We start from the raw sequence: 23287 nt of genomic DNA, 5'->3' as shown, positions 1-23287 counted from the left end.
GGTTTTATTTAGTACTGTAAAATGTTTCGCTAAGCGTGCTGTTATATAGACGTTCCATAGATAGCGTTAGATTGAATTCATTTCGTACTCGTTCATTCAGTGCAATGGCAATCATTGAATGCCCACCAATATCAAGGAAGTTATCTTCCGCGCTGACTGATTTTTCTAAAACATCTTGCAGCCAAACTATATACTGTTGTAATGCAAGTACTTTTACCTGTTCTTTATTGACATCATCTAAATCAACTTCGTTCATAATTTACTCCACAGAAAGTTTCAGGTGTTGTTTATCGATTTTTCCATTAATGGTTTTTGGTATAGCATCAAAACCACGATAGCGAATAGGGCGCATATAAAATGGCAATAACTCCTTTGCCAATTTATGTAACTGTTCAATAACATCTGCTTTATTGTCATTTGATGCAAAACAACAAACCAGATGATGACCAAGTGTTTCTGAATGAGACGTTATGACGGAAATGTCGATAATAGATTCAAGCCTTGCAAGCACAGATTCAATCTCGCCAATTTCGATTCGATAACCATTTATTTTTACCTGTTGATCGCAACGCCCCATATAAACCAACTTCCCTGTGGAATTATATTGAACAAGATCTCCTGTGCAATAATACCGCTTGGTAATATTGTTTTTTTCAGCCAAAATAAATTTACCATTGGTCTCATTATTCTGGTTCAGATAACCCGGCGTGACTTGCGAACCACAGAGAAGCAATTCGCCATAGCCTGAACGCAGATCACTTTCATCAAGGGGCCGAATGATGTAATCGAATCCAGGCAATAATTCACCTATTATAGACTCTGTGTGCTCCAGATCATCATTACTGATAATATGCCAACTTGAATGAACAGTCGTTTCGGTAATGCCGTACATATTAACCAGTAAAGGAGACATCAGCCCAAAATGCTGCTGCCATTGTTTGAGCATCTGAAAATTAAGCCTTTCGCCACCAAAAATAATAAACCGTAAAGCCAATGATCCCTTCGGGAATTGACAGAGCCAAGAGGCATTAACGGAAAAAGCACCAGGAGTTTGATTAAGTAAAGTAATTTTTTGATCGTGAACGAGTTGTGCAAGTTTACTAGGGGTTAAACGTGTTTCATTATCTGGAATAACAAGCTTCCCACCATAAGCTAAAACTGACCACATTTCCCATACTGAAAAATCAAAAGCATAGGAATGAAAAAGCACAGTGGAATCATCTTCGTTAAACTTAAACACAGGTTCCGTTGCACGAAAGAGAGCACGCAAATTAGCATGGGTGATCGGAACACCTTTTGGGTTACCTGTCGTGCCCGAAGTATAAATAATATATGCCAATCCTTCCGGAACGGCCATATTCAGTAATGAATCCGCCATAACAGAGACAGACAACATCTGGTATATGCTTTTTGCCTGAAAGCCGGCAAAGTTTGAATGACCGCTCTCATTGATAATCATGCGAGGCTGAGAATCATTCAATATCAGAATATTACGCGCTACTGGCGCATTACGGTCTATTGGTACATAAGCAGCACCAATGAACTGAATCGCCAGAATAGAGGCGATTAACTCAGCACCTGGTGGCAGCTCTATTGCAACCTTGTCACCTGCGTGAACACCTTCATCCTTCAGTGTCTGAATAATCCTGAGCATCCAGTCTCTGAGCTCGCCATAGCTGATCTCATGATCGAGATCTTTAACCGCAACCCTTTGTGGGAATTTCCAGGATACTGCCCAAAAAAGCTCAATCTGAGTTAGCGCATCATGTGCCTGTGAATCAATGATTCTCATACAATACCCTCCTGTTCGGAATAAAAGTACATTAAGCTAAAGAAGTGAACAAATGTTTTTTTATTGTTAATTTTAATATTTTACATAACTCATTGTAAAATATGAATAAATAAATATTAATCCTGTAGCCCTCTCGCGATTATGCAAAGGTGGTGTTCGTTTTAATTTCTTGCCTCAGGCGATTGAACCATTGTTCGCTCGCTTGTAGGTACCTGCATATGAATCATGGCTAAACAAACGTCATGGCGAGATTAAGGCGGGTGGGTGTACTTTGTTCGAGAGGAAAAGGGCTGGTACTAACGAGCCCAGACATGATCTTAATAGTTGAAGACGGTGTGATTGCTGGATGAATTGGTTGAGTTTGTTGGGAATTTTAATTTTTTAGCGTTCTGGCAACGCGGTGCTAAACAAGATACAGAATGCTCAAGATCCATACAGATATCATGACCATACACGCAACAAAAAAATCCTGCAACTCGTTAAAGTTGCAGGATTTTTTAAAGTTCATGATACATCATGAATGAATGTTTGGTGGAGCTGGCGGGAGTTGAACCCGCGTCCGAAATTTCTACATCCTCGGTACTACATGCTTAGTTTGTCTTTACATTCGCACGCCAGCTGCGGACAGACACGCCACTAACGAACTAGCCTGATTAGTTTTAACGCTTCAACCCCAGGCAGGGCTTCCACGCGATCTCTTTTGGGTTTGACCTCTCTTTGATCCCCGTCTTAAGAGCGGAAGCTAGGGAGAGAGGGCTCAGAGCAGGTTATTAAGCTGCTAAAGCGTAGTTTTCGTCGTTTGCGACTATTTTTTTGCGGCTTTTAACGAGGCAAACCGCCCCTCGGCATGCACCTTGGGTTTCGCAAATCCCGTCGAATCCAGAATCAGCCCCAATAGTGTTGAACTCAGTATACCAGATTTCACTTCCTGGATACCAGCCCGGAACGCTAACTTATTGAATAGTACAATAAGTGTGCAGAATCAACGTCCTGCGTTTTTCATAATGCGCGCTTTGTCGAGCTGCCATTCGCGCTCTTTCAGGTCAGTACGTTTGTCGTGCTGTTTTTTACCTTTGGCAACGCCAACTTTTACTTTGCACCAGGCGTTTTTCCAGTACAGCGACAGCGCGACCACGGTAAAGCCCTCTCGGTTAATGCGCCCGTAGAGGGATTCCAGTTCACGCTTGTTCAGCAGCAGCTTACGGGTACGCGTTGGGTCACACACGTAGTGCGAAGAGGCGACGGTCAGCGGCGTAAAGTTGGCACCGAACAGGAAGGCTTCGCCATCTTTCAGGATGACGTAGCTATCGCCGATGTTGGCTTTCCCGGCGCGCAGCGATTTTACTTCCCAGCCCTGCAGGGCAAGGCCAGCTTCAAATTCTTCTTCAATGAAATACTCATGGCGAGCACGCTTGTTGAGCGCAATGGTCGCCGAGCCTGGTTTATGTGCTTTTTTCTTCGTCATAAGTGTCGTAAAGCCGTCGGTAATCTGATTTCAAAAAGTCACCTCATTGCGTCCTGTGAGGTCTAACGCGCTATCTTAGCACGAGATGAGGCTTAGCGTTTTTTTAACAGGTGATAAATGTTATTATTTGTCCGTTGTGTGACCATGGGAAATGCTATGCCTCAGATTAGCCGTACTGCGCTTGTACCTTACAGCGCGGAACAAATGTATCAGTTAGTGAACGATGTTCAGTCTTATCCAGAATTTATCCCTGGGTGTACCGGGAGCCGCGTTCTGGAGTCTGGCCCGACGCAGATGACGGCGGCGGTGGATGTCTCCAAAGCGGGGATCAGCAAGACGTTCACCACCCGCAATACGCTGACGAACAATCAGAGTATTTTGATGCATCTGGTGGATGGTCCATTCAAGACCCTGATGGGAGGCTGGAAGTTTACGCCGCTGAGCGCTGATGCCTGCCGCATCGAGTTCCATCTGGACTTTGAGTTTACCAATAAGCTGATTGAGCTGGCGTTTGGCCGCATCTTCAAAGAGCTGGCGTCCAATATGGTTCAGGCGTTCACGACCCGCGCCAAAGAGGTCTACAGTGTCGCATAAGATAGCTGTGGAAGTGGTCTACGCGTTGCCGGAGAAGCAGTATCTGCAGCGCGTGACGCTGGAAGAGGGTGCAACCGTTGAGGCGGCTATCCGAGCTTCTGGCATTCTGGAGCTTCGTCGCGATATCGATCTGGCAAAAAATAAAGTCGGCATTTACAGCCGCCCGGTGAAACTAGGTGATGTGCTGAAAGAGGGCGACCGGGTGGAGATTTATCGCCCGCTGATTGCCGACCCGAAAGAGCTGCGTCGCCAGCGTGCGGAGAAATCTGGTAAGTAGTGCTTTTCTCCCCCAGTGGCGCTGCGCTTACCGGGGCTACGATCCAGTGCGAAATGTCGATACAAAAAAGGTGCTCATTGAGCACCTTTTTGCATTTCTGACGCCGGATTATTTGGTCAGGGCAGGCTTGTTGTCGATGTTGGTCAACACACCAGCGCTGCTGAAGGTCAGCGTCAGGGTCTGCTGGGTCACATCTTCGTGGCCTGGCTGCTGACGGAATACATAGAACCAGGTGTTGGTGCCGAACGGATCGGACATCATCGGGGTTCCCAGTGCATAAGCGACCTGCTGTTGTGTCATCCCTACACGGATTTTAGACACATCGTTAGGGGTAAGGTAGTTCCCCTGGTTGATGTCAGGACGGTAAACCACTTTCTCCAGAGTGGAACAGCCTGCGGTCAACATCAGAAGAACCGCAGCGGCAGCGGTCAGCGTTTTACAGCGCATAGTGATTTGATTCCTTTTCGGGCCCGAGCAGTACGCGGCTCATATGTAATATGCCGATGATAATAGACCTTGCCCCACTTTGAAACCGGTCTGGCGGCGTTTTTGTTGTTCTGTATGACCCTGAGATCCCGAAAAAGTTTATGCCGCCAGCAGTTCTTTCGCATTCGCGAGCGTATTGCGGGTGACTTCGCTGCCTCCCAGCAGACGAGCCAGCTCCTGCAGGCGCGAGCGTTTATCCAGCGGTTTCATGTGCGTTTCGGTCATTTCACCGTCCGTTTCTTTGCTGACGATAAAGTGATGATGACCACAGCCTGCCACCTGCGGCAGGTGGGTGACGCACATTACTTGGGTCGATTCACCGAGCTGGCGCAGCAGTTTACCCACTACCGCCGCCGTCGGGCCGCTGATCCCCACATCCACTTCATCGAAAATCAGGGCCGGGGTTTCCATTTTACGGGCGGTGATAACCTGGATCGCCAGAGCAATACGGGAGAGCTCACCGCCAGATGCCACTTTGGAAATAGGCTGTAACGGCTGGCCTGGGTTGGTGGTGACACGGAATTCGATGCGATCCGCGCCTTCCGCCGTCAGGGAGTTCTCTTCGAAGCGGACATCAATCGTGAATATGCCGTGTGGCATCGCCAGCGTATGCATGCTGTCGGTGATGTGCTGGCTGAGTTCCTGAGCATAATGCTGACGAACATCATGCAGCTGTTTCGCCGTGGTCAGCGCCTGCTGATGGTGCTGGTTTACCGCCAGAGTCAGCGTTTCCAGTGAATCAGCCTGATCGTCAAGTTGCTGCTGTTCATCAAGGAGAGACTGATAGAACGCAGGCAACTCTTCCGGCGTGACGTGGTGCTTGCGCGCCAAAGAAATCTGACGGGAAATGCGCTGTTCCAGCTCAAACAGGCGATTGGGATCGAGATCCAGACGTTCACAGTAGTGGCGCAGTTCATCACCGGCTTCAGAGATTTGAATCGCCGCCTCTTCCAGCATATCCAGCACGCCGGACAGTTTGCTGTCCATGCCCGCCAGCTCGGTAACAAGCTGACGCACGTTATACAGCTGGCTTTGCAGATTAACGTCTTCGCCATCTGCCAGTAAGGTGAGGGCGTTCTGGCTGGTAGAGAGCAGATGGCCACTGTTGGCCAGACGCTTGTACTCTTCGTCAATGAGTTCGAACTCACCCGCCTGCGGGTTAAACTCGTTCAGCTCTTTGAGCTGATACTCCAGCAGCTCGGCGCGTGCGGCACGCTCCTGGCTTTGCTGCTGATGCTGAGCCAGCTCGCGGCAGCTCTGGTGCCACTGGCGATAGTGTTCTGCCATCAACTGAGTAAGTGCATACTCACCTGCATAGCCATCGAGTAGCGATTTTTGCTGCTCCGGCTTAACCAGCTGCTGATGCGCGTGCTGACCATGTATCTGAATAAGCAACTGACCCAGCTCGCGAAGTTGAGAAAGCGGTACCGCCGTGCCGTTGATAAAACCACGTGACCGACCGTCGCTGCTGATAACGCGGCGAAGTAAACACTCACGTCCATCTTCAAGCTGGTTTTCTTCGAGCCAGCGCAGGGCTGCAGGGGTGTCTTTCAGGGAAAAGCGAGCACAGAGGTCAGCACGGTTGGCGCCCATGCGCACCATGTCACCCTCAGCACGCCCGCCAAGGCACAAGCCGAGGGCATCAATGGCAATGGATTTACCCGCACCGGTTTCCCCGGTGATCGCCGTCATGCCGCTGTGGAAATCGATCTCAAGCTCACGAACAATGGCAAAGTTGCTGATGGTCAGTTGTGCCAGCATAATTGTTTTCCTGTATGAAAAACCATGACTGTGTTTTCATACAGTATAAACTGGTTTTTTATACAGTAAAGTACTGGATGCAAAATCAGAACAATTTTTTTGACCAGCCAAGCTTCGAGCTTAATGTATTGAAATAGCTGTAATCTTTCGGGTGAATAAGGTTCAGGTGATAATCACATCGCCGAATTAGCACATCTTCACCTTCCTGAATAGGCAGCGCGATCTGGCTGTCGCAGCTGATCTCCAGGTCATTACGGCGGTGCGAGAAACGCAGGCGGATGGTGCTGCTGCCGTTAATCACCAGCGGGCGGGCAGAAAGGGTGTGCGGGAACATCGGCACCAGCGTTATGGCATCCAGCGAAGGCGTCAGGATTGGTCCTCCCGCAGAAAGCGAATAGGCGGTCGAGCCCGTCGGCGTGGAGATAATCAGCCCGTCAGAGCGCTGGGAGAACGCGAAGATTTCATCGATATACACTTCGAACTCAATCATATGCGCCACTTTGCCGGGGTGAAGTACCACCTCGTTAATGGCGGTACTGATGCGTTTCTGGCAGTCCTGCTGACACACCTGCGCTTCCAGTAAAAAACGTTTTTCGCTGATGTAATGTCCTTCCAGCACATCGGCCAGCTGCTGCTGCGCGTTGTCCGGGTCGAGGTCGGTCAGAAAACCGAGATTGCCACGGTTAATGCCGATGACTTTTATGTCGTAGCGCGCCAGCGTGCGAGCCGCGCCGAGCATGTTGCCGTCGCCGCCGACCACCACGGCAAGATCCGCCTGCTGTCCAATCTCTGCCAGCGTGCCGGTTTTGACGCTCTTTAGCTGCAGCTCCTGAGCGATCTGCTGCTCAACCATCACTTCATAGCCTTTGCTACACAGCCAGCGATACAACATTTCATGTGTCGTCAATGCCGTAGGGTGACGCGGGTGCCCGACGATCCCAATACACCTGAAATGATTATTCATTTTCTGGAGGTCCTTGTGCCTGATGAATGATGACAATCTCTCTTGTTCCCTTGAATCCAGGAAACTGATCCCCATAATAAGCGAAGTTAGCGAGATGAATGCAGAAAAACGCGGAGAAATTCATGAGTAGTAAAGAACAGAAAACGCCTGAGGGGCAAGCCCCTGAAGAAATTATCACGGAACAGCACGATGAAGTTGAGGCTGTAGAGCCAGACGCATCTGCTGAGCAGGTGGACCCGCGCGATGAAAAAATTGCGAATCTGGAAGCCCAACTGGTAGAAGCACAGAATCGCGAACGCGACAGTGTTCTGCGCATCAAGGCGGAAATGGAAAACCTGCGTCGTCGTACCGAACAGGACGTTGAAAAGGCGCATAAGTTTGCGCTGGAGAAATTCGTCAACGAACTGCTGCCGGTAATCGACAGCCTCGATCGCGCGCTGGAAGTGGCTGATAAAGCGAATCCGGACAACGCGGCAATGATCGAAGGTATCGAACTGACGCTGAAATCCATGCTGGACGTGGTGCGTAAGTTTGGTGTGGAAGTGATTGCCGATACCGACGTCCCGCTGGATCCTAACGTGCACCAGGCAATTGCGATGGTGGAATCAGAAGACGTTGAAGCCGGTAAAGTGCTGGGCGTGATGCAGAAAGGGTATACCCTGAACGGCCGTACCATCCGTGCTGCGATGGTAACCGTGGCGAAAGCGAAAGCGTAATTTGCCGCTCCGTAGTGCCGGGCGGCGGCTTCGCCTTGCCCGGCCTACAACTTTATTCCGCGATACTTTCGCGCAGTGGTTTAACAGGCAGGACCTTCACCTGCTTAATCATATTGTCCTGCACGTCCAGGATATCAATATCATACTGTTCAATGCGCACCCGCGTGCCCGCCGCCGGGATCTCTTCCAGTGCTTCCAGAATCATCCCGTTCATGGTGCGAGCCTCATCTTCCGGCAGATGCCAGTTAAAGGCTTTATTGAGTTCGCGGATGTTCGCGCTGCCGTCAATCAGCACCGAACCGTCGTTTTGCGGTGTGACCTCTTCCGCAAGAGAAGGGGACATGGAGGTGGTAAAGTCTCCAACAATCTCTTCCAGAATATCTTCGACCGTCACCAGCCCCTGAATATCGCCATACTCATCGACCACCAGACCGACTTTCTTTTTGTTACGCTGGAATTTTACCAGCTGCGTGCTGAGCGGCGTTCCTTCCGGCACGTAGTAAATCTCGTCGGCGGCGCGCAGCATCACCTCTTTAGTGAACTCTTTTTTCTCGGTCATCAGGCGATAGGCTTCCCGTACGCGCAGCATACTGATGGCGTCGTCCAGGGAGTCGCGATAAAGCACAATGCGTCCGTGCGGGGAGTGGGTCAGCTGGCGGACGATGGCCTTCCAGTCGTCGTTAATATCAATCCCGACGATTTCGTTACGCGGCACCATAATGTCGTTAACGCTGACCTTTTCCAGATCCAGCACCGACAGGAGCATGTCCTGATTGCGGCGTGAAATCTGCGAGCGGGATTCGTTCACGATGGTGCGCAGCTCGTCTTTGCTGAGTGCACTGCTGATGGCGACGTCGGCTTTGATGCCGACCATGCGCATCAGGATACGGGTGACCATATTCAACAGCCAGACCAGCGGCATCATCAGGATCAGCAGCGGTGCCAGCAGGAAGCTGCTCGGGTAAGCCACTTTTTCCGGGTAAAGCGCAGCGATGGTTTTGGGCAGCACTTCCGCAAACACCAGCACTACAAACGTCAGTACGCCGGTAGCAATCGCGACCCCGGCGTTGCCGTACAGTCGCATCCCGACAATGGTGCCCAGCGCAGAGGCGAGGATATTGACGAGGTTGTTACCGATAAGCACCAGGCTTATCAGGCGATCCGGTTTACGGAGCAGTTTTTCAACGCGACGTGCGGCACGGTTACCCTGTTTAGCACGATGACGTAACCGGTAGCGGTTTAAGGTCATCATGCCGGTTTCCGAGCCAGAGAAATAGGCGGAGATGACCACCATGACGATCAGCGTAACGATCAGCGTGGTGGTAGAGATGTGTTCCAGGGGGAACTCCTTTGTTACTTAGCCAGCAAATTGCTGTATGAAGCGACTTCCGAAATAGGCAAGGGTGAGTATGCCCGCACCCGCGACATTGAACCAGACCACGCGACGACCGCGCCAGCCCTCATGATAATGGCCCCATAACAGCACAATATAGACAAACCACGCGATGATGGAGAGCACCGCTTTGTCGATATTCTCCACGCTGAACAGGTTTTTCATATAAAACAGGCCAGTGCAGAGCGTTAAGGTCAATAATACTACGCCGACCTGGGTGATGTGGAACATCTTACGCTCAATGACCATCAGCGGCGGCATCTCATGGTTAAACGCCAGCTTTTTGTTTTTCAACTGGTAGTCAATCCAGGCGAGCTGCATGGCATAGAGCGCGGCAATGATCAGCGTTGCGTAAGAGAACAGCGACAGGCCGATGTGCACCAGCATGCCCGGCGTGGCTTCCAGATGCGTAATGAACTCATTGGGCATAAAGGTAGCTAAGGCCAGATTGATCAGCGCGAAGGCATAAACAATGGGCAGCAACAGCCAGCCACGATTCTTAGAGGCGACAATGGTCATCACCGTACAGATCATCAGGCTGACCAGCGAACCGACGTTCAGCACGCTCAGGTTTTGCACGCTGCCGTCACCGGGAATGATGCGCGATTCCAGCGCAAAAGCGTGACTAATCAGTGCGATCACCGCCGACAGAATAGCCATGCGCCGCCAGCCGCTGTTTTTTTGCAGCAGTCCGGGAATGATCAGCGCAAGGCTGACAGAGTAGGCAACAAGGGCGATCAGTGCGAAAACAGGCATATAGGCATCGACAGTTGTCTTAATAAGAAAGAGAAGCAGTATAACGTTACGTGACGCCTGCTCCAACCGTTGCATAACAACAAAGGCGCCTTCATGTTATACTCCGGCAAAATTCTGTGTATGTGTCGCTCATGGCGGCCCAACGTTTCTACTCAGGCGAGAGACAATGTTTGATAATTTAACCGATCGTTTGTCGCGCACGCTGCGCAACATCAGCGGCCGCGGACGCCTTACCGAAGACAACATCAAGGAAACGCTGCGCGAAGTGCGCATGGCGCTGCTGGAAGCAGACGTCGCGTTGCCGGTTGTTCGTGATTTTATCAACCGCGTTAAAGAGAAGGCGGTTGGTCATGAAGTTAACAAGAGCCTGACCCCGGGTCAGGAGTTCGTCAAAATCGTTCGTAACGAACTGGTTTCGGCGATGGGCGAAGAGAACCAGGTTCTAAACCTGGCGGCTCAGCCTCCGGCCGTCGTGTTGATGGCGGGTCTGCAGGGTGCGGGTAAAACCACCAGCGTCGGTAAGCTGGGTAAATTCCTGCGCGAGAAGCACAAGAAAAAGGTGCTGGTGGTTTCTGCGGACGTTTATCGCCCGGCGGCGATCAAACAGCTGGAGACCCTGGCGCAGCAGGTTGGGGTCGATTTCTTCCCGTCTGACGTGGCCCAGAAGCCAGTCGACATCGTGAACGCGGCGCTGAAAGAGGCGAAGCTGAAGTTCTACGACGTGCTGCTGGTGGATACCGCCGGTCGTCTGCACGTTGATGAAGCGATGATGGACGAAATCAAACAGGTGCATGCTTCTATCAACCCGGTAGAGACCCTGTTTGTGGTTGACGCCATGACCGGTCAGGATGCGGCAAACACCGCGAAAGCGTTCAACGAAGCGCTGCCGTTAACCGGCGTGGTGCTGACCAAAGTGGACGGTGACGCCCGCGGTGGTGCGGCGCTTTCTATTCGTCATATCACCGGTAAGCCGATCAAATTCCTCGGTGTGGGCGAAAAAACCGAAGCGCTGGAGCCGTTCCACCCGGACCGTATTGCCTCCCGTATCCTCGGCATGGGCGACGTACTGTCGCTGATTGAAGATATCGAGAGCAAAGTTGACCGTGCGCAGGCCGAGAAGCTGGCCAGCAAGCTGAAAAAAGGCGACGGTTTCGATCTGACCGACTTCCTTGAGCAGCTGCGTCAGATGAAAAACATGGGCGGGATGGCAAGCCTGATGGGCAAACTGCCGGGCATGGGCCAGATCCCAGACAACGTAAAAGCGCAGATGGATGACAAGGTGCTGGTGCGTATGGAGGCGATCATCAACTCAATGACCCTCAAAGAGCGTGCTAACCCGGATATCATCAAAGGTTCCCGTAAGCGCCGTATCGCAGCCGGTTGCGGCATGCAGGTGCAGGACGTTAACCGCCTTCTGAAACAGTTCGACGACATGCAGCGCATGATGAAGAAAATGAAGAAAGGCGGCATGGCGAAAATGATGCGTGGCATGAAAGGCATGATGCCACCCGGTTTTCCTGGGCGATAATCGCTTTTGAGATTGCTTTTTGCCCGAAAATGAGTAAAATTTTCGGGCTTTTAATATGACACCCGGGCTCCGTTCCTCGATGGGGCCCGGTTGTTTTATTCACACAAGAGGATGTTATGGTAACTATTCGTTTAGCACGTCACGGCGCTAAAAAGCGTCCGTTCTACCAGGTTGTTGTGACTGACAGCCGTAATGCACGCAACGGTCGCTTCATCGAGCGCGTTGGTTTCTTCAACCCACTGGCCGCTGGCGCAGAAGAAGAAACTCGTCTGGATCTGGATCGTATCGCTCACTGGGTTGGCCAGGGCGCGACTGTTTCCGATCGCGTTGCTACGCTGATCAAAGCAGCAAACAAAGCAGCTTAATCTGTCACGGTGGTCATGATGAGCAATAAAGCACCTGTTGAACCGATTGTATTGGGCAAAATGGGTTCTTGCTACGGTATCCGTGGTTGGCTCAGAGTGTTTTCCTCCACTGAAGACGCTGATAGCATTTTTAATTACCAGCCCTGGTTTATCCAGAAAGGCGGTAAGTGGGAAGAGGTCGAGCTGGAAAGCTGGCGTCACCACAATCAGGACATCATCATCAAGCTGAAAGGCGTTGACGATCGTGATGCCGCGAATGCACTGACTAATTGTGAAATTGTCGTGGATTCGTCGCAGTTGCCGGAGCTTGAAGAAGGCGACTATTACTGGAAAGACCTTATGGGTTGCCAGGTAGTCACTACTGAAGGCTACAGCCTGGGGAAAGTCATCGACATGATGGAAACCGGGTCCAATGACGTTCTCGTCATTAAGGCAAACCTGAAAGATGCATTTGGCATCAAGGAGCGGTTGGTTCCGTTCCTCGATGGACAGGTTATCAAGAAAGTCGATCTCGCTACTCAAACGATTGAAGTAGATTGGGATCCTGGTTTTTAAATTCTCCGGATAAACGGTAAAAGACGGCGCTATGTGGATTGGCATAATTAGCCTGTTTCCTGAAATGTTCCGCGCGATTACCGATTACGGGGTAACTGGCCGGGCAGTAAAGAATGGCCTGCTGAGCATCCAGAGCTGGAGTCCTCGTGACTTCACGCATGACCGGCACCGTACCGTGGACGATCGTCCTTACGGCGGCGGACCGGGGATGTTAATGATGGTGCAACCCTTACGGGACGCCATTCACACAGCAAAAGCCGCGGCAGGTGAAGGCGCAAAGGTGATTTATCTGTCACCTCAGGGACGCAAGCTTGATCAAGCGGGCGTCAGCGAACTGGCGACGAATCAAAAACTGATTCTGGTCTGTGGTCGCTACGAAGGGATAGATGAGCGCGTAATTCAAACCGAGATTGACGAAGAATGGTCTATCGGCGATTACGTTCTCAGCGGTGGTGAGTTACCCGCAATGACGCTGATTGACTCCGTCGCCCGGTTCATTCCGGGAGTACTGGGCCATGAAGCTTCGGCAACGGAAGATTCCTTTGCCGATGGGTTGCTGGACTGTCCACACTATACCCGTCCTGAAGTGTTAGAAGGGATGGAAGTCCCGGCAGTGTTACTGTCAGGAAACCATGCTGAGATACGTCGCTGGCGTTTGAAGCAGTCGCTGGGCCGAACCTGGCTTAGAAGACCTGAACTTCTGGAAAACCTGGCTCTGACTGAAGAGCAAGCAAAGTTGCTGGCCGAGTTCAAAACTGAACACGCGCAACAGCAGCATGAACATGATGGGAATGCGTAATACGCTCCCGAATATCAGTTTACCCAGGATAAGAGATTAAATTATGAGCAACATTATTAAGCAACTTGAACAAGAGCAGATGAAGCAGGACGTACCTTCCTTCCGTCCAGGTGACACCGTGGAAGTGAAAGTATGGGTTGTTGAAGGTTCCAAAAAACGTCTGCAGGCATTCGAGGGCGTGGTTATCGCTATTCGTAACCGCGGTCTGCACTCTGCATTCACTGTTCGTAAAATTTCCAACGGCGAAGGCGTTGAGCGTGTCTTCCAGACTCACTCTCCGGTAGTTGACAGCATTGCTGTTAAACGTCGTGGTGCTGTACGTAAAGCTAAACTGTACTACCTGCGTGAGCGTACTGGTAAGTCTGCTCGTATTAAAGAGCGTCTGAACTAAGATTCGCTTAAGCGACATCCTGTTAGAAAGGGCTGGCCGAAAGGCTGGCCCTTTTTTTATCCCATCGCATCTCTCGTGTTAACCCTTTCGTCATAAATCATTTACAATGCTGGCCTCTTCCGTGGAGGGTAAGTGATTAACGTACTGCATCAGCATAACTGGAAACGCGCAGCGGCATTGACCGCGCTGTTTGCGATCCTGCTGATCGTGATCGCACCGCTGATCTCCGTCTCGCTGCAAAAAGATCCCATGATTGCCATGCCGGGGATGCATCATGACATGAGCATGATGTCGATGGATGAGCACCACGGCGATATGCAGCACAGCATGCCGGTTGACCATGCGGAAGCCTGTGGCTACTGCGTGCTATTAGCCCACGTGCCGGGCATGATACTCGCGCTGATTGTGCTGCTCAGTATCGTGCTGCAAAGGCTGCGTGTCAGGATGCCGCGTCAGGCGGTCAGCCACTGGCACTTTTTCCCCTGGCTTTATCCTGATACCCGCGCGCCGCCGCGGCAGTCTGCTTTTTCCCTTTAAAAAATATCGATAACTTTTTGCCTTAAATAGGAAAAGTATGACTACCTGCACTCCGCGCGCGGCATGGGGAAACCTGCTGCGTCGACTCCATTTCTATGTCGGGCTGTTTGTCGGCCCGTTTATCTTCTTCGCCGCGCTGACCGGTACGCTGTACGTGGCGACACCGCAGCTGGAAAATATTCTGTACCGGCACGCGCTCCATACGGATTCCGTGGGGGAACTCCAACCGCTGGCGGAACAGATCGCCGTGGCGGAAAAAAACATCGGCACCGAGCTGCGTTTATACGCCGTTCGTCCTGGCCTGGCTGCGGGTGAAACCACCCGGGTGATGTTTGCCGACCCGTCGCTTGGCCCATCGGAGACCCGCGCTATTTTTATCGATCCCGTTACTCTTGCGGTGCGTGGCGATATGACCGTGTATGGCACCAGCGGGATTTTACCGCTACGCCAGACCATTGATTATCTGCATACGTCCCTGATGCTGGGTAACGTTGGTCGGCTCTATAGCGAGCTGGCCGCCTCGTGGATGTGGGTCGCTGCGCTGGGCGGGATTGCGCTGTGGTTTTATACCCGGCCAAAACGTCGGCTCAACAATCGTTTTCAGAACCGGCGTCGCCTGCATGTCACGCTGGGCTGGGTGCTGCTGGGGGGAATGTTGCTGTTTTCTGCGACCGGCCTGACGTGGTCCCAGTGGGCGGGTGGCAACGTGGATAAACTGCGCGCGCAGATGAACTGGCTCACGCCGCAGGTGAACACCACGCTTTCGGGTGCGCCCGTCACGATGGATGAGCACGCTGAACACCATGGGCATCATGCTGGCATGATGATGCCCGACATGACGATGGATCTGACCCAGTTCGATGGCGTATTGCACGCTGCCCGCCAGGCCGGGATTGATGCGAATAAACTCGAAATCCGCCCGGCGAAAAGCGCTGACCAGGCGTGGACCGTGACGGAAATTGACCGCAGCTGGCCGACCCAGGTGGATGCCGTTGCGGTGGATCCAAATTCCATGCAAATTCTGGACAGAACCCGCTTTGAGGATTTCCCGTTAATGGCAAAGCTGACCCGCTGGGGGGTGGATTTCCATATGGGGATCTTATTCGGGCTGGTTAACCAGTTACTGCTCGTCGCATTTGGCCTGGCGCTGTGTGCGCTGATTGTCTGGGGATACCGGATGTGGTGGATGCGTCGTCCGGCGCAATCAACGGCGGATCCGCTTCAGACGCTTTGTCAGTGCTGGCTGGCGCTCCCGGGATGGGGAAAAGCCGTCACGGTGGTGGTCAGCGTATTGCTGGGGCTGGCATTGCCGGTGATGGGCGTGAGCCTGGCGCTGTTTATGCTGATTGACTGGCTACGCTGGCGAGCGGCAACTGGCGTGTCGCTCGCACAATCATCCATTAAATAAGGCTATGGCGTGCTGATGACCACCGCGACCCGACGGTTTTCAGCACGCCCTTGCGCCGTACTGTTGCTGGAAACCGGATATTTTTTACCTAATCCCTGCGTGGTGAGGTTGCTGCGCGGGATATTGGCGCCTTTGGCCCAGACGTCAGCCACTGCATTGGCACGTTTTAACGACAGCGCTTCATTGTAGCTCTCTTCACCGTAATTATCGGTGTGGCCATCCATACGGGCGTGTTTCAGGCCGGTAGCCGCCAGGCGAGAGGCCATGGTGCGGATCTGCGCTTCACTTTCCGGGCGCAGTCTGGCGTCATTTTTATCAAACAGGATCGTATCTGACAGGCCCAAAGACCAGTCGCCATTCAGTTCGTTAAAACCGTATGACTTCATCGCCGCAATTTGCTCAGGGGAGAATTTACCTTCAGGCGGTGACTGACAACCCGTCAGTACCATCGAAGCGAGAAATAACGGCGCGAAGTATCGCTTTAACATATCGTATCCTTTCTAAGTTATTGCTTTTGTACGCTGGTTTTTATCCTGGTACATGTTGCGGTCGGCTTGCTCCAGTAATGCTTCCACAGAGGCACTTTCCCACGCCAGAGCAAAGCCAATGCTAAGTGACATCGTTGCTGTCTGCCCGTTATGCAGATCGAACGGGCGCATAAACTGCTGCGACAACGCAGCACAAATCTGTTGAACCTCCGCGGCAGACTGCACGCCGTACAGCACCATCGCAAACTCGTCACCGCCAAGGCGGTATGACTGATGACGCTTATCGCCAAACTCAACCATCCGGCGGGCGACTTCAATCAGGACGCAATCGCCCGCAGCATGTCCCCAGGTATCGTTAATAAACTTGAAATTATCACCGTCGAGGAAGAGCAGGGCAGTGTTGGTTTTGGCGGAGGCGTCGTGCATTAATGCCGCGATGCTGCTACGAAACGCCGCCCGATTGGCGAGGCCGGTGAGAGGATCGTGCATGGCGGTACGCAGTAGCTGAGCGTTTTTCGCCTGCAGCTTAAGCTGCCACTCTTCCATTTCATCCAGCAGACTGTTGAAGTCTTCGCCAAACTGGTGGAATTCTTCGATGCGGCCATCCTTCACCCGCCGGGAAAAGTTGCGGTTGGTGCGTACGTCATGCACGACATCGGTGATGTTTTGCAGCGCCGTGACCATGCCATGATGCAGAGATTGTGTAATCGTAAGCGCGACGGCGGTGGCAAAAAGAATATAGCCGGTAAGAACGGCAAACGACAGCCAGATGAAATGGCTGATGAGATTATCGCGTGCGGTCAGGCGAATTTCGCCGATCGCATTACCGTTATGCATGATGGGCTGTGCGACCGGGTCGGGGAACAGCCAGCGGCTAACCAATGCACCCAGCGTGTCGTTATTCTCTTCCGGGTTCCAGGACCAGTAAGCAAACCGCTTTTTATGCGCGTTAATAACCTCAGCCACGGCAAACTGGCCCTGTTTACCCAGGGTGGCGAGCGTTTCGTTAGCCGCCAGCGAATCATTAAACACCAGTGAGGCTTCAAGGCTGTGGCTCATTGTTGCGCCGGTTAATTCGAGATTTTTTTGGGCGTATTGCTTTAATGTCACCACAGAAGCAAAACAGAGCAGGAGCCAAATTAACGTCATAGTGATGATGACGCTTATCATGCTGATTCGTCTCAACGTGCTTTTAAACGTTGGACGTGGCGTTGAAGTGATTTCTTTATCCATGCTGCTTATTCCGTGCCAGCATTAATACATCCGGATTGACGCGTACGCCACTGCGCGTCAATGCATCCAGATTAACGGAAAATCTGACCTGGTTATGATCGATTATCAGGCAGAATGCACTGCCAATAACACATTCCGGATTCTGCTCTGAGATTAATAGCAATGCTCTGCCCTGATATTGACTTATTAATTCAAGTTGTTTTGCAGGCGATTCAGCCCCGAAATAAATAGCATCACACGTCGCGGACAGGGCTTCCTGATCGTTACGTACAATGACGGGAGTATAAGGTAACTCGCTTTGCCCCTCTTCGCTGCTCAGTGCTTGCGTGTAGTGAGACGAGGCATAAACGCAGAGTTTAGGTTGCCCGGAAAGTGACGGCCATCGGGTATAGCTCACAATACCCGATACAATCGAACGTACCGATTTATCGGTTTCCGTGAATGTGGCTGCCGGTGCTGGGCCCACCATAAAGAACAGCATTAGCACCAGAGTGAGTCGGAACAAAGAGATCAAGAATGAATTTCTCACCAGAATCCGCCATACCGCTCTGGAAAATAGATGTCCTTACGAGTTGTCGGCAGAATACCATTGTTTATCAAAGCCGTCATTATGTCAGAAATGTACTGAGTACGACCTAAGCTAAATCCTACAGTTGTATATATTCCGGCGTATAAAAAACGGCTTAATTAAGTCTGCTGGAACGCATACTCTTATCCATTCCTTGTTGCCATGATTCATGCAGTTTTGCTGCGTTTTCAACAGTATCACAACTGGCCGGGAAAGATTTACCTGCTACTCCCCAGGCGTGAATAAAACCTTCCTCACACACTTTTTTCTGTCCGTCGGCGTAGCCACGAAGATATTCACTACGATCAACCTGCGGGTCGTTAAAACTATCGGCCAGCGTCTGATTATCTTTAACCGGCAGACCATTCATGGCGTCTTCTTTACCCGCATCAAACCAGCTGGGACTAGTCCAGTCGGGTTGGAAGGTATAAGGGTTGATCTCACAGCCCGATAAAAACAGCGACAACAGCATCAGAGCGATTGAACGCATAGCCATTCTCCTTTTTTCTTCAGCATAGCCTGGCAAAAGAAAGTGAGGGTGTAATTTTATGTTTACGATTTTGTCGGCTGATTTTTGCAGTAAAATTGCTTTTGTAAAGTAAAGTGTACGTATTTTGGATTGAAATCTTTACTTGTTGTGGTATCGTTGTTTCACCTCTTCGAGGAAAACACCTATCGCAAACGAGCTTTACAGGATCGCCATCATGCAAAAAGACGCGCTGAACAACGTACATATCACTGACGAACAGGTTTTGATTACACCGGATCAACTGAAAGCGGAGTTCCCGCTGAGCGCCGCGCAGGAGGCTCAAATTGAGCACTCGCGCCAGACCATTTCTGACATTATCGCTGGCCGCGATCCGCGTCTGCTGGTGGTATGTGGTCCTTGTTCCATTCACGATCCTGAAACCGCCATTGAGTACGCTCGTCGATTTAAAGCATTAGCGGAGGAGGTCAGCGATAGCCTCTACCTGGTGATGCGCGTCTATTTTGAGAAGCCACGTACCACCGTTGGCTGGAAAGGGTTGATTAACGATCCGCACATGGATGGCTCGTTTGATGTGGAAGCCGGTCTGAAGATTGCGCGTCGCCTGCTGGTTGAGCTGGTCAGCATGGGGCTGCCACTGGCAACCGAAGCGCTGGATCCGAACAGCCCGCAGTACCTGGGCGATCTGTTTAGCTGGTCTGCGATTGGTGCGCGTACCACGGAATCACAAACCCACCGTGAAATGGCGTCTGGTCTGTCGATGCCGGTAGGTTTTAAAAACGGGACCGACGGTAGCCTTGCCACGGCGATCAACGCCATGCGCGCCGCGGCCATGCCGCATCGCTTTGTAGGTATTAACCAGGCGGGCCAGGTTTGTCTCCTGCAGACGCAGGGTAATCCGGACGGTCATGTGATCCTGCGTGGCGGTAAAGCGCCAAACTACAGCCCGGCAGATGTGGCACAGTGTGAAAAAGAGATGGAGCAGGCGGGACTGCGCCCGGCACTGATGGTAGATTGCAGTCATGGTAATTCGAACAAAGATTACCGTCGTCAGCCTGCGGTGGCGGAATCGGTGGTCGCACAAATCAAAGACGGCAACCGTTCTATTATCGGTCTGATGATTGAGAGCAATATTCATGAAGGCAATCAATCATCTGAACAACCGCGCAGCGCAATGAAGTACGGTGTGTCCGTGACGGATGCCTGCATCAGCTGGGAAACCACCGATGCGCTGCTGCGTGAGATCCACAAAGATATAAACGGCCAGCTGGCGACGCGTCTGGCTTAAGAGGTTAGGTATGGTTGCTGAATTGACCGCATTACGCGATCAAATTGATGAAGTGGATAAGGCACTGCTGGATCTGTTAGCGCGCCGTATGGCGCTGGTTGCCGAGGTGGGTGAGGTCAAAAGCAAATATGGCCTGCCGATTTACGTTCCGGAGCGCGAGGCCTCCATGCTGGCTTCCCGTCGTAAAGAGGCCCAGGCGCTGGGCGTCTCGCCGGATTTGATTGAAGATGTCTTGCGTCGTGTGATGCGGGAGTCCTACTCCAGCGAAAACGATAAAGGCTTCAAAACCCTTTGTCCGTCCCTGCGCCCGGTCGTTATTGTGGGCGGGGCGGGTCAGATGGGGCGGCTGTTTGAAAAAATGCTGACCCTGTCTGGCTATCAGGTGCGTATCCTGGAAAAAGAGGACTGGGCAAAAGCACCGGAGCTGATGAAAGATGCCGGAATGGTCATCGTCAGCGTGCCGATTCACGTGACGGAGCAGATCATTGCGAAGCTTCCTCCGCTACCTGCAGATTGCATCCTGGTGGACTTAGCATCCGTGAAAAATGGTCCGCTGCAGGCAATGCTGGCTGCGCACACGGGGCCGGTCCTGGGGCTACATCCTATGTTTGGCCCGGACAGCGGCAGCCTGGCGAAACAGGTGGTGGTCTACTGCGATGGTCGTCAGCCGGAAGCCTACCAGTGGTTCCTGGAACAGATTCAGGTTTGGGGCGCGCGGCTGCACCGCATTAGCGCGGTTGAACACGATCAGAATATGGCGTTCATCCAGGCGCTGCGCCACTTTGCGACCTTTGCCTATGGGCTGCATCTGGCGGAAGAGAATGTGCAGCTTGAGCAGTTATTGGCACTCTCTTCGCCTATCTATCGTCTGGAGCTGGCGATGGTGGGGCGTCTGTTTGCTCAGGATCCCCAGCTTTACGCCGACATTATTATGTCGTCTGAGAACAACCTGGCACTAATTAAGCGTTACTACCAGCGATTTGGCGAAGCCATTACGCTGCTGGAGCACGGAGACAAGCAGGCGTTTATCGACAGCTTCCGTAAGGTCGAACACTGGTTTGGCGATTACGCGCAACGTTTCCAGAGCGAGAGCCGCACGCTGTTGCGTCAGGCAAATGACAGTCGCCAGTAATGCGATGATGTATATACTGAAAGCCAGCATTGCTGGCTTTTTTCATTTTGGGGAACTGTCATGGCCGAACCGCAGCTGCTGTTGAACTACACCGGGCATCTGCCCGAATGCCCGACGTGGAGTGCAGAGGAAAATGCGCTTTACTGGGCGGATATTCTTGAAGGTGAGATCCACCGTTATCATTTACCCACGGCGGAACACACCGTGCTCTCTTTCCACGAAGAGGTGGGGTGTTTCGCCCTGCGCGAACGCGGCGGCTTTATCGTCGCGATGCGAAGCGGCATCTGGCTTTCCGATAAACACGGCCTGCTGCAGCGCAAAGTCTGTGATAACCCGTCGAATCCGCAGCTTGCGCGTTTCAATGATGGGGGAACCGATCACCGGGGCCAGTTCTACGCCGGGACCTTCTGGGCACCGGGTGATTACAACGGGGCGCTGCTGATGCGCATTGATAACGATCTGACGCCAAAAGTTATCCAGTGCGACATTCATGGCCACAATGGTCTGGCATTCAGCCCCGACCATCGGTGGATGTTTACCTCTGATACGCCAAACGGCGTTATCTACCGTACCCCGCTGGATGAGCAGGGGGAACCCGGTAAACGGGAGGTATTCCGCCGGTTCAACGACGGCGAAGGGATACCTGACGGTGCTGCGATGGACGTGGAAGGCTGTTACTGGAGTGCGCTGTTTGATGGCTGGCGCATCGCGCGCTTTTCACCTCAGGGAGAGCAACTGGAAGAGTACCGAATGCCGGTCCGTTGCCCAACGATGGTCTGCTTTGGCGGTGACGATATGAAAACGCTGTTTATCACGACCACCCGGGAAAATATGGATGCGCAGGAGGTGGCGCAATATCCCCTCTCCGGCGCTATCTTCACCCTGCCGGTCAGTGTGGCAGGGATGAAGAAAAGCCGGTTTATCGAACGTTAGCTTGGGTCAACCGGTACCACGTTTTCGCTCGGATAACAGCCCAGCACCTTCATTGAACGGGTGATTTCGCTCAGTTCGCGCAGGGCTTTCTGCATGGACGGCGATTCCAGGTTGGCCTGAATGTCGAGATAGAACATCTCTTCCCAGGGATTGCCGTGAATCGGGCGCGATTCGAGCCGGGTCATGATCAGATTGTGGTTACGCAGTACCAGTAGCGCTTCAACCAGTGCGCCTGCCTGCTGCCCGGTTGCCATCAACAGGGTGGTTTTGGCGGGCACCTGATCAGAGACATTAATGGCTTTGCGTGCCAGCACGATGAAGCGGGTAATGTTTTGCGTCTGGTTTGCCAGGTTACGTTCCAGAACCTGGAGACCATACAGCGCACCGCCCGCCTCGCTGCCCAGCGCCGCGACGGTAGGGGAGTTTGCCTGGGCGACTTTTTCCATCGCCGCGGAGGTGCTTTCGGTGTACTCAATTTTCCAGTTCGGATAACGGTTCAGGAACTGACTGCACTGCTGGAACGGCTGCGGATGGCTGTAGACCGTCTCGATGGTGCTCAAATCGGTTGAGCCAGAGACCAGCACGCAGTGATCGATAGGAATTGTCAGCTCCCCAACCAGCGACAGGCTGGTGTGTTGCAGCAGATCGTACACGTCGTTGATGGCACCGGAACTGGTGTTCTCAATCGGCACGACGGCGTAATCCGCCTGGCCGGTTTCCACCTGATTGAAAATATCGGCGAACTTCGCGCAGCCGCTCTCAATGAACTCTTCAAAATGACGTGCAGCGTACTGGCGGGCAGCCAGATGGGAGTAGGAGCCCTTAGGGCCAAGAAACGCGATGCGGGCAGAGTGCGGGTTGGTTTTATTCAGATGCTGCTGCAACAGCGCTTGCTGGGTCAGAACAGAGTCTTCGATGATGAGCTGGAACAAACGGGTGATGTAATGTGCGTCAAGGTGATGGGCTTTGCCGAGTTGAATCAGACGTTCCAGCAGGTCGCGTTCGCGGTCGATATCACGTACCGGACGGTGGGAGTCCAGTTTGGCTTTACCCACTTCGATGGCGAGCGCGCGGCGTTCAGCCAGAAGTGCCAGTAATTTTTCATCCAGCGCGCTGATTTTTACTCGCAGATCCAGTAACGGGTTTTCCGGTGTCATAGTGTTGTCTGTCTCGTTTTATCGTTATCAATAAAAAAGGCCTCCCGGTGTGGGAGGCCTTGTTGTTCGTCTTCGCATTCTTTATCACACGACGAAACGCCTCCCGTTCAGGGGAAGGTAAAAAAGAATGCGAAGAAAAACGGCGTCAGTTTCATGAAATCATCCTGTGGTTGATAACGTTAAAGTACCCGTACTGTTTTCACCCTGTCAATAA

27 protein-coding genes, 1 other RNA gene and 1 other annotated feature are annotated in these 23287 nt (G+C 52.2%); of the genes, 13 read left to right on the top strand and 15 right to left on the bottom strand.

The annotated features are described in order from the left end of the window. Positions 1-4: 4 nt before the first annotated feature. From ECL_RS19730 to smpB, 4 genes are all read right to left on the bottom strand, one after another. Positions 5-256: an acyl carrier protein gene (locus tag ECL_RS19730; RefSeq protein ID WP_013098361.1), complete on the bottom strand. Its 252-nt coding sequence runs from the start codon at positions 254-256 to the stop codon at positions 5-7. A 3-nt stretch (positions 257-259) separates the two neighbouring features. Beyond that, positions 260-1792: an amino acid adenylation domain-containing protein gene (locus ECL_RS19725; RefSeq protein ID WP_013098360.1), complete on the bottom strand. Its 1533-nt coding sequence runs from the start codon at positions 1790-1792 to the stop codon at positions 260-262. A gap of 529 nt (positions 1793-2321) precedes the next feature. Then, positions 2322-2685, bottom strand: a transfer-messenger RNA (tmRNA) gene (gene ssrA / locus ECL_RS19720). An 89-nt stretch (positions 2686-2774) separates the two neighbouring features. Then, entirely contained in the window at positions 2775-3257 is a 483-nt protein-coding gene (gene smpB / locus ECL_RS19715; protein ID WP_008502505.1) for an SsrA-binding protein SmpB, read from the bottom strand. Positions 3258-3413: 156 nt separating this feature from the next. On the opposite strand from smpB, the gene ECL_RS19710 reads away from it, so the two are divergent. Both ECL_RS19710 and ECL_RS19705 read left to right on the top strand, forming a co-directional pair. Further along, positions 3414-3851 carry a type II toxin-antitoxin system RatA family toxin gene (locus ECL_RS19710; RefSeq protein ID WP_008502504.1) on the top strand — a complete coding sequence of 146 codons (438 nt, stop codon included), beginning with the start codon at positions 3414-3416 and terminating at the stop codon, positions 3849-3851. Further along, positions 3841-4128, top strand: a complete 288-nt coding sequence (locus ECL_RS19705; RefSeq protein WP_003863119.1) for an RnfH family protein — start codon at positions 3841-3843, stop codon at positions 4126-4128. Before ECL_RS19710 ends, ECL_RS19705 begins: the two co-directional genes overlap by 11 nt. A 108-nt stretch (positions 4129-4236) precedes the next feature. Here the strand turns inward: ECL_RS19705 and bamE are convergent, their stop codons facing one another. The 3 genes from bamE to nadK form a co-directional block, all read right to left on the bottom strand. Then, entirely contained in the window at positions 4237-4575 is a 339-nt protein-coding gene (gene bamE, locus ECL_RS19700) for an outer membrane protein assembly factor BamE (RefSeq protein WP_003863121.1), read from the bottom strand. A gap of 138 nt (positions 4576-4713) precedes the next feature. Next, positions 4714-6375 (bottom strand): DNA repair protein RecN, encoded by a 1662-nt coding sequence (recN, locus tag ECL_RS19690; protein ID WP_013098357.1) that lies wholly within the window; start codon positions 6373-6375, stop codon positions 4714-4716. A gap of 85 nt (positions 6376-6460) precedes the next feature. After that, positions 6461-7339: an NAD(+) kinase gene (gene nadK / locus ECL_RS19685; RefSeq protein ID WP_013098356.1), complete on the bottom strand. Its 879-nt coding sequence runs from the start codon at positions 7337-7339 to the stop codon at positions 6461-6463. A gap of 122 nt (positions 7340-7461) precedes the next feature. Between nadK and grpE the strand changes: the two genes are divergently transcribed. Continuing rightward, entirely contained in the window at positions 7462-8055 is a 594-nt protein-coding gene (gene grpE, locus ECL_RS19680) for a nucleotide exchange factor GrpE (RefSeq protein ID WP_013098354.1), read from the top strand. Between the two features lie 52 nt (positions 8056-8107). Here grpE and ECL_RS19675 read toward each other — a convergent pair whose 3' ends face one another. Next, entirely contained in the window at positions 8108-9394 is a 1287-nt protein-coding gene (locus tag ECL_RS19675) for an HlyC/CorC family transporter (RefSeq protein ID WP_028028086.1), read from the bottom strand. 18 nt (positions 9395-9412) lie between these two features. After that, positions 9413-10204 (bottom strand): cytochrome C assembly family protein, encoded by a 792-nt coding sequence (locus ECL_RS19670; protein ID WP_014832951.1) that lies wholly within the window; start codon positions 10202-10204, stop codon positions 9413-9415. A gap of 166 nt (positions 10205-10370) precedes the next feature. Between ECL_RS19670 and ffh the strand changes: the two genes are divergently transcribed. From ffh to ECL_RS19635, 7 genes are all read left to right on the top strand, one after another. Beyond that, positions 10371-11732 carry a signal recognition particle protein gene (gene ffh, locus ECL_RS19665; protein WP_013098351.1) on the top strand — a complete coding sequence of 454 codons (1362 nt, stop codon included), beginning with the start codon at positions 10371-10373 and terminating at the stop codon, positions 11730-11732. A 116-nt stretch (positions 11733-11848) separates the two neighbouring features. Continuing rightward, positions 11849-12097 carry a 30S ribosomal protein S16 gene (gene rpsP, locus ECL_RS19660; protein ID WP_003863133.1) on the top strand — a complete coding sequence of 83 codons (249 nt, stop codon included), beginning with the start codon at positions 11849-11851 and terminating at the stop codon, positions 12095-12097. A 15-nt stretch (positions 12098-12112) separates the two neighbouring features. Next, positions 12113-12652 carry a ribosome maturation factor RimM gene (gene rimM / locus ECL_RS19655; RefSeq protein ID WP_013098350.1) on the top strand — a complete coding sequence of 180 codons (540 nt, stop codon included), beginning with the start codon at positions 12113-12115 and terminating at the stop codon, positions 12650-12652. Between the two features lie 31 nt (positions 12653-12683). Next, on the top strand, positions 12684-13451 hold the full coding sequence (gene trmD, locus ECL_RS19650; RefSeq protein WP_008502493.1) for a tRNA (guanosine(37)-N1)-methyltransferase TrmD: 768 nt from the start codon (positions 12684-12686) through the stop codon (positions 13449-13451). Between the two features lie 43 nt (positions 13452-13494). Next, positions 13495-13842: a 50S ribosomal protein L19 gene (rplS, locus tag ECL_RS19645; protein WP_002914145.1), complete on the top strand. Its 348-nt coding sequence runs from the start codon at positions 13495-13497 to the stop codon at positions 13840-13842. A gap of 132 nt (positions 13843-13974) precedes the next feature. Continuing rightward, entirely contained in the window at positions 13975-14379 is a 405-nt protein-coding gene (locus tag ECL_RS19640; protein ID WP_013098349.1) for a DUF2946 domain-containing protein, read from the top strand. Between the two features lie 37 nt (positions 14380-14416). Continuing rightward, positions 14417-15787 carry a PepSY-associated TM helix domain-containing protein gene (locus ECL_RS19635; protein ID WP_013098348.1) on the top strand — a complete coding sequence of 457 codons (1371 nt, stop codon included), beginning with the start codon at positions 14417-14419 and terminating at the stop codon, positions 15785-15787. Positions 15788-15789: 2 nt separating this feature from the next. On the opposite strand, the gene ECL_RS19630 is transcribed toward ECL_RS19635, so the two are convergent. The 4 genes from ECL_RS19630 to ECL_RS19615 form a co-directional block, all read right to left on the bottom strand. Continuing rightward, on the bottom strand, positions 15790-16275 hold the full coding sequence (locus ECL_RS19630) for an OmpA family protein (RefSeq protein WP_013098347.1): 486 nt from the start codon (positions 16273-16275) through the stop codon (positions 15790-15792). A gap of 12 nt (positions 16276-16287) precedes the next feature. Beyond that, a complete protein-coding gene (gene dgcN, locus ECL_RS19625) occupies positions 16288-17508 on the bottom strand; it encodes a diguanylate cyclase DgcN/YfiN (protein WP_013098346.1) in 1221 nt (406 codons plus the stop codon). Continuing rightward, complete coding sequence (gene yfiR, locus ECL_RS19620) at positions 17501-17989, bottom strand: regulatory sequestration protein YfiR (protein WP_013098345.1); 489 nt, start codon at positions 17987-17989, stop codon at positions 17501-17503. The genes dgcN and yfiR overlap by 8 nt, the downstream gene beginning before the upstream one ends. Positions 17990-18191: 202 nt before the next feature. After that, entirely contained in the window at positions 18192-18566 is a 375-nt protein-coding gene (locus tag ECL_RS19615) for a DUF2799 domain-containing protein (RefSeq protein WP_013098344.1), read from the bottom strand. 214 nt (positions 18567-18780) lie between these two features. On the opposite strand from ECL_RS19615, the gene aroF reads away from it, so the two are divergent. From aroF to ECL_RS19600, 3 genes are read left to right on the top strand one after another with little or no spacing between them, the layout of a single operon-like run. After that, positions 18781-19851, top strand: coding sequence for a 3-deoxy-7-phosphoheptulonate synthase AroF (gene aroF, locus ECL_RS19610; protein WP_013098343.1), 1071 nt, complete (start codon positions 18781-18783; stop codon positions 19849-19851). A 10-nt stretch (positions 19852-19861) separates the two neighbouring features. Then, positions 19862-20983: a bifunctional chorismate mutase/prephenate dehydrogenase gene (tyrA, locus tag ECL_RS19605; RefSeq protein ID WP_013098342.1), complete on the top strand. Its 1122-nt coding sequence runs from the start codon at positions 19862-19864 to the stop codon at positions 20981-20983. A gap of 60 nt (positions 20984-21043) precedes the next feature. Beyond that, complete coding sequence (locus ECL_RS19600; protein ID WP_013098341.1) at positions 21044-21916, top strand: SMP-30/gluconolactonase/LRE family protein; 873 nt, start codon at positions 21044-21046, stop codon at positions 21914-21916. On the opposite strand, the gene pheA is transcribed toward ECL_RS19600, so the two are convergent. Continuing rightward, positions 21913-23073, bottom strand: coding sequence for a bifunctional chorismate mutase/prephenate dehydratase (gene pheA, locus ECL_RS19595; RefSeq protein ID WP_013098340.1), 1161 nt, complete (start codon positions 23071-23073; stop codon positions 21913-21915). The two genes, ECL_RS19600 and pheA, sit on opposite strands and share 4 nt — an antisense overlap. 30 nt (positions 23074-23103) lie before the next feature. Further along, positions 23104-23229 (bottom strand) — a sequence feature (Phe leader region). Then, positions 23181-23228: a pheA operon leader peptide PheL gene (gene pheL, locus ECL_RS19590; RefSeq protein WP_100249759.1), complete on the bottom strand. Its 48-nt coding sequence runs from the start codon at positions 23226-23228 to the stop codon at positions 23181-23183. (Overlaps the previous feature by 48 nt.) Positions 23230-23287 lie beyond the last annotated feature (58 nt).

It is taken from the genome of Enterobacter cloacae subsp. cloacae ATCC 13047 (assembly GCF_000025565.1).
GTDB classification, from domain to species: Bacteria; Pseudomonadota; Gammaproteobacteria; order Enterobacterales; family Enterobacteriaceae; genus Enterobacter; species Enterobacter cloacae.
The sequence above is the reverse complement of the archived record's forward strand: the minus strand, read 5'-3'. Positions and strand labels throughout refer to the sequence as shown.